Here is a 6,819-nt window from a genome sequence, read left to right on the forward strand (position 1 = left end):
GTCGCGCTATTTTTTCAGGAGTGAGTCATGGGCGTTAGGCCAGTGCGTATTTTGTTAATCAGTTTATTGGTCTTAACCTTTGTTTCCTGCGCAAACAAACCAACTGTTGATCCGCGAATTGAAGCCTTAGTAGCCCAAAAGCTAATGCTCGATATACGCTATTTTTGTCGTGAAAATGACATCAATCCTGCGACGCAGCGTTGCACCACTCCTGTGACCACATTACCTGACGAGCTTAAAGACATGGTTGCTGATACGGGTATCGGCGGCATTATTCTGTTTGCCAATAATTTGCAAGACACTGAACAAATGATCCGTTTAAACCGTGACTTGCAAGCTGCATCGGCAGCAGGCGGCCACTCTCCTTTACTTATATCCATAGACCAAGAAGGCGGGCGCGTGGTGCGCATTCCGCAAAATATAAGCACAGCATTTAGTGGTAATATGGCCATTGGTGCCACCTACGCAGAACATGGAACACACTTTGCCACTCTCAGCGGAGACGTAATTGCGAAAGAGCTAGCGGTACTGGGCTTTAATGTGAATTTTGCACCATCGGTAGATGTGAATGTAAACCCAGAGAACCCAGTGATAAACGTACGTTCGTTCGGCGAAGATCCTCACGTCGTATCTCAGTTGGGCTTCGCGCAAATGCAAGCCATGCAAAATAACAAGGTGATTGCTGCACTAAAACATTTTCCAGGCCACGGTGATACCAGTACCGACAGCCATTCAGGCTTACCCTTGGTAGAGCATGATTTAGCCCAAATAAAAGCGGTAGACCTCGCCCCATTTCAATATGCCATCGAGCATGGTGACCCCGGCATGATCATGACTGCCCATATTCAATACCCAGCACTTGATAACAGCATGTTCACTGCTACCAATGGTACAAAAACGGTGCTACCGGCCACAATGTCGCGGGCAATTCTAACTGACCTGTTAAGAGACAAAATGGGCTTTAATGGTGTAATCATTACCGATGCGCTGGATATGGCCGCCATCGCGCACTTTTATGAACCCACAGAAGCGGTGCTACAAACATTTAAAGCAGGCACAGACATCGCTCTAATGCCATTAGCCATCCGCACGGCACAAGACATACCTAAACTTAAAAAGATGATTACAGATTTAGCCTATAGCGTGCAAACAGGTGAATTATCATTAGCAGAAGTAGAGCAGTCAGTCGCGCGTATTAATACCTTAAAACAGCGCTATGTTCCCACTGAAAAAGAACAACTTACTTTGTCTCAAGCTCTAGTAAAGGCCCGAAAAACACTGGCTTCTCCAGCACATTTAAAAGCAGAACAAGAGCTAGCGAACAGTGCAATCGTGGCGATTAAAAACCAGCAAGCATGGCCGATAAAACCAGCCACCAAAATCATTCAGTTAGTGATGCCTGATAACAGCAAATGCATGGCAATGACCACTGCGCTAGATGATGCACTAAAAGCGACTCCCTCAACAACTGATGTTGCTATTCGCTGTGCCAGTCTTGTTAGCGACACAACACAGCACATTATTGCTCAACAACGCACCGCGCAACTGGTTATTTTTAGTGATATCACTCCGCAACAAAGCTTGGTAGAGATGGGCGGCATGGATGACATTACCGATTGGCGCCTACGGCCGAAAAAAGAAGCCTTGGACGCAAAACTAATGTCATTAATGAAAGAGGTAAAACCCCATCAAATATCGTTACTGATTAGCATGCGCACCCCCTATGCAGTCGTCGATTACGCGGATTACCTTGATGGCATCTTGGCAAGTTTTGCCTATAACACACAAGTCACAGAGCAAGTCGATGCTAGTGGGCAAGCAACGTTATATTATGACGGTCCAATCTATCGCGCGTTAGCCAATATACTGGTGGGTAATCAACGAGCAACAGGTGCTCTGCCGGTTAGTATCGATAAAGTGAACGATTAATCATCAAACAACTCAACCATGGGTGAATGCGTGAAATATTCTGTCAAGTAAACGGTCTTGTTAAGGCACAGGCCGTTACTTGTTGATTGGTATTAAATAGTACAAAGCAAGCAATTTTGAACCCTTGGAGAAACGATGGCATTTAACGATACGTTTCGCATCAGTAGTCATGGCGTGGTTTTCAATGCGTTAGGACAAGTGCTTTTATTGAAAGCCACCTACGGTAATTGCGCCTGGGGGTTGCCCGGAGGCGCACTCGAGCCCGGTGAAACGATTCATCAGGCTTTGCTGCGAGAATGTTATGAGGAGCTTGGCGTAAATGTTGAAATTGACTACCTATCTGGTGTGTATTTTCACAGTGCGCACAATTCACAAGCCTGTATTTTTAAAGTGCGATTGCCAGAACAAGCCATATGTCTAAGTGACGAACACAGCGAATATGGTTATTTTGATATTGAAACACTGTCACCTGTTCAAAAACAGCGCATTCAACAATGCGCTGCGTTTACAGGTCGCGTGGTCAGTGATGCGTTCTGAATGGTCTATCTGAAGCCTTGAGTAAACGGAGATACGTCATTCGCACTGCGGCGGAATAATACGCAAAACATAAGAAATTTTAAATTGAACTGTGTTTAGAGCAATTGAATAATTTATCGATTTATATTTAACCTTAACCGATAAAAACGGTAAGCTTATTGCTCTTATTTTTTCTGGGTTTTACACGTAAGTTGCTAAAATTACGGTAAACTAAATAATAAATTATTACTTAGAGTTGCTTAATGTCTACTTTCACAAAAATAAAAGCCATTAAAGATACCTTATCAAATAGCGAACTGAAACTGGCTAAGTTTGTACTTAGTTCATCAAACGCGGTGCGTGACTTATCCTCACAAGAGCTCGCAAACGTAGTCGGTGTCAGTCAATCCAGTGTGGTTAAGTTCGCCCAGAAACTCGGTTATAAAGGTTACCCAGCGTTTAAATTAGGGGTGATCGATGCCTTAAATTCCACGACAACCGAGGGTAACCTACACGGCAAAATCACCCTTAATGACAGTTTCAAGCAAGTATCTGAGAAATTGCTCAGCAGTAAAGTGGCCGTATTAACAGAAACCAAAAACCTCAATGAAGAAGCTGCGTTTCATCAAGCTGTGGATTTGCTCAAATCCGCCAAACGCATTTTAATTTGCGGCTTAGGCGGCTCAGCGTTAGTGGGAAAGGATTTTTCTTACAAGCTACAAAAACTCGGAATGCTCGCCATTGAAGAGCCTGATATGCATGCGCAACTAGCGTTTGCAGCCACCCTATCGGAAAATGATGTGGTGTTTGCAATCAGTGAATCCGGTAGTACCCGAGAAATCGTCAACGTAGTCAAACAAGCCAAGCAAAATAATTGCAAAGTGATCACAGTCACTCGCTACGGAGCGACGCCGGTTTCTGATCTTGCCGATATCAAATTGTATTCAGTTGCTGAAGAAGAATCAGCGCGTTTATCCTCTATCATGGCGCGTACAGCACAAGAGTTTATTATCGACATTTTGTTTATCGCGATCACTCAGTCATCTCGCCAGGGACGCCTATTGCTCGAGAAAACCAACTCTGTGGTCAGTGACTTTCGCCAATCGTCTTAACATTTCGCCAATATCCGCGCTAAATTCAGCTAAATACACTTAAATTCAGCGTAATTTACGCTGTTTTTTGGTTCTACTCGCCCTTTGCAGGGTAACTCCCTGATGGGATTAAAGTTATTTAATCCGGCCATTCCAACCCACTAAAAAATCAGTGCAAAGTTCAGTCGATCTGCGCATTTAGCAATCGCTAATCGGGCGAATAGTGAGCACGTAAACAGTTATTAACACCATTTAACAAATTATTCACGATACATTTGTTTGAATATCAACCTAATGAGCAATACAATTCACTACAATCTGCGCTTACAGCAGATGAATTCTTTATTTCCTATAAATATCTTCTCAGGGACACATATGCATAAAATCACTCAGGCCGTAAAGCTCGCGCTTTTAGGCGGCTCAATTGCGATGACACAACAGGCTTTGGCTCAACAAAGCACTGACGCGCAATCAGCTGACACAGTTGAAAAAATTCAAATCACAGGTTCTCGCATTCTTCGTGAAGGGGCCATTGCACCTTCTCCTGTGACAGTGCTTAGCGGCGAAAGTTTACTGAATACTGGCGCAATGAATATCGGTGAAGCACTAAACGAGCTTCCGGCTTTAGCAAGTACCTACTCTCTTTCAAACTCTGGTCAATTCATTGGTACGGCTGGATTAAGCCTTCTTGATTTACGTGGAATGGGCACAGAACGTACGCTTGTATTGGTCAACGGCAAGCGCCACGTGGCAAGTAGTGCAGGTACTGCATCTGTTGATACCAACACCATACCCACCAGCTGGATAGAGCGCGTTGAAATCATCACAGGTGGTGCATCAGCGGTCTACGGTGCCGATGCGGTTACCGGCGTGGTTAACTTTATTCTTAAAGACAAGATTGAAGGCTTACAAGTTAGCGCGACCAAAGGCTATGCTGACAACCACGACTACAGCAACGACAAGTATTCATTCTCTTACGGCACTAACTTCAATGATGATCGCGGTAATATCGCCTTCTCTGTTGAACACAGCAGCCAAGAAAGCCTGAACGCCCTTGATAACCCTTGGACGTCTACTTCATTCCGTAACTTGGCAAACCAAGCGCAAACTGAAGAAAATAAAGATTCTTTAGATGTGCCAGATGATATCTACACCCCAAATGCAGGTATCTATGCATTAAGTAACGCAGGGACCTTTGCAATTGGGGATGACTACTACTCATTTAACCCCAACGGCTCAGTACGCGACGTGTACCTTGGTGATAACGTAGACGGCATTGCTTGTGAAAACTGTGACTTCATTAATTTGAACCAATTCACCGAGCTTCAGCCTGAGTTCGACCGTACCAACTATAACCTGAAGTTAAGCTACGACTTAACGGATAATATCCGTGGTTACGTAGAAGGCAAATACGCTCGTACTCGCTCAACTAATATTGGTCAGCCTGCGTTTTTCTTCTTCGAAGCGCCAGATGATGCCATTACTATTCAAAACGATAACCCGTATGTAGGGGATGACCTGCGTGCCCTTATGGGTGCAAATAACCTTACGAGCATTACTATCGATCGCATGTTGACTGATGTTGGCCGCAGAATTGAAGATGACGAGCGTGAAACCACTGCGTTTGTTGCCGGCCTTGAAGGTTACATCAACGACGACTGGGGCTTTGAAACCTATATCACTCGCGGTGAAACCAAACTAGAGCGTGCCAACAAAAATAACCTTGTACTGGCTAACTTCTACAATGCAGTAGATGCTGTTGAAGCTGACGACGGCTCAATTGTATGTAGTAATCCAGAGGCTCAAGCAGCAGGCTGCGCACCATTGAACCTATTAGGTGACGGCGCGCCTAGCCAAGAGGCGATAGATTACGTTAACACTACCTCTGTTGGTAACAGCACCATTACCCAAACAGTCGTGGGCGGCTCGGTAAATAACTCTGGTATTTATGAATTACCAGCAGGTTACGTCGGTTTCGCAGCCGGTATTGAGTACCGTAAAGAAGAAAGTGAGATCGAAGAGCCAGACAATGCGGCCGGTACCTTTTTCAACGTATTGGGCGAAGACAAGGGCGACTTTGATGTTAAAGAAGCTTACGTAGAATTCTCAGTACCCTTGCTCACTGACTTACCAGGCATTCAAGATCTTAACTTTGAAACTGCATTGCGTATTGCTGATTACAGCACAATTGGCAATGCAAAAAGCTGGAAGTTGGGCCTAGATTGGCAAGTGTATGATGACTTACGTATCCGCTCTACTCACTCATCCGCTTTGCGTGCCCCTAACATTAGCGAATTGTTCGGTGAGGCAAGCCAGACCTTTTTCAGCATTGACGATCCGTGTAAAACCTCTGAGCTAGGTCAACTCGCTGACGCGTCGACCCGTACCGCTAACTGTGCCGCGTTAGGTGTACCCACTGATTTTGATTCAGATTACGACCAAGCAACTATTGAAGGCGAGCAAGGCGGTAACATTAACCTTCGTGCTGAAGAATCAAAAAGTACCACTGTGGGCGTGGTTTATCAGCCGGCTTACCTTGAAGGTTTTGTTGCCACTATTGATTACTGGAAAATAGAACTGACCGATGCAATTTCCTCAGTAGACTCACAAACCATTCTTGATCGCTGCGTTGATAACACAAGCGGCGTAAACAATGATTACTGTTCGCTTATCTCCCGTGATGCAAGTGGTGAAATTTCACAAATCAGAAGCTTTGCTCTTAACCTTTCAGGTCAAGATGCATCAGGTGTAGATTTCGAGTTCGGCTACGACTTTGACGCCCTAGGCGGTTCATTTAAAACCAATTTGATCGGCACCTACCTGATTGAACGTAAAGAGTATCCGTTCCAAGAAGATACGTCTGACTATGTTGAATACGCTGGCACAGCGGGTGAATCAGAATGGCAAGGTATGCTAAGCGTAAACTACATGGTTGATGCATGGCAAGCGGGTATCAAAACGCGTTATTTAGAGCGTGTTAGCATCTATGACAATCAAGAACTTGCTGTTAACCCTAACCGTAGCACCTTAATGGAATACGGCTCTTACGCGGTATCTGACGTCACAGTAGGCTATGCATTTGAAAATGGCTTCTCACTGACTGTCGGTGTGGATAACGTCTTTAACCGAGAGCTGCCTTACGGCACAACTGGTACAGGCGAAAACACAGGGGCGTACGAGAACATTGGTCGCTTCGGCTATGTGACAGTCTCATACGAGATGTAAACTAGCTGCGCTTGTACTGCGAATATTAAAAAAGCTCACTTTAATTTAGTAGTAGTTT

4 protein-coding genes are annotated in these 6,819 nt (G+C 44.8%); all 4 read left to right on the plus strand.

Translation table 11 applies throughout. The features are described 5' to 3' along the window. Positions 1–27 precede the first annotated feature (27 nt). The 4 genes from GCHA_RS04825 (at position 28) to GCHA_RS04840 (ending at position 6,761) form a co-directional block, all read left to right on the plus strand. A complete protein-coding gene (locus GCHA_RS04825) occupies positions 28–1,929 on the plus strand; it encodes a glycoside hydrolase family 3 protein (protein ID WP_007985669.1) in 1,902 nt (633 codons plus the stop codon). Between the two features lie 135 nt (positions 1,930–2,064). Then, positions 2,065–2,466, plus strand: a complete 402-nt coding sequence (locus tag GCHA_RS04830) for an NUDIX hydrolase (RefSeq protein ID WP_007985677.1) — start codon at positions 2,065–2,067, stop codon at positions 2,464–2,466. Between the two features lie 242 nt (positions 2,467–2,708). After that, positions 2,709–3,557 carry a MurR/RpiR family transcriptional regulator gene (locus tag GCHA_RS04835; protein ID WP_007985678.1) on the plus strand — a complete coding sequence of 283 codons (849 nt, stop codon included), beginning with the start codon at positions 2,709–2,711 and terminating at the stop codon, positions 3,555–3,557. Positions 3,558–3,911: 354 nt separating this feature from the next. Further along, positions 3,912–6,761 carry a TonB-dependent receptor domain-containing protein gene (locus tag GCHA_RS04840; RefSeq protein WP_007985679.1) on the plus strand — a complete coding sequence of 950 codons (2,850 nt, stop codon included), beginning with the start codon at positions 3,912–3,914 and terminating at the stop codon, positions 6,759–6,761. Positions 6,762–6,819: the final 58 nt, after the last annotated feature.

It is taken from the genome of Paraglaciecola chathamensis S18K6, assembly GCA_000314955.1.
In the GTDB taxonomy this organism is placed as follows: Bacteria; Pseudomonadota; Gammaproteobacteria; order Enterobacterales; family Alteromonadaceae; genus Paraglaciecola; species Paraglaciecola chathamensis.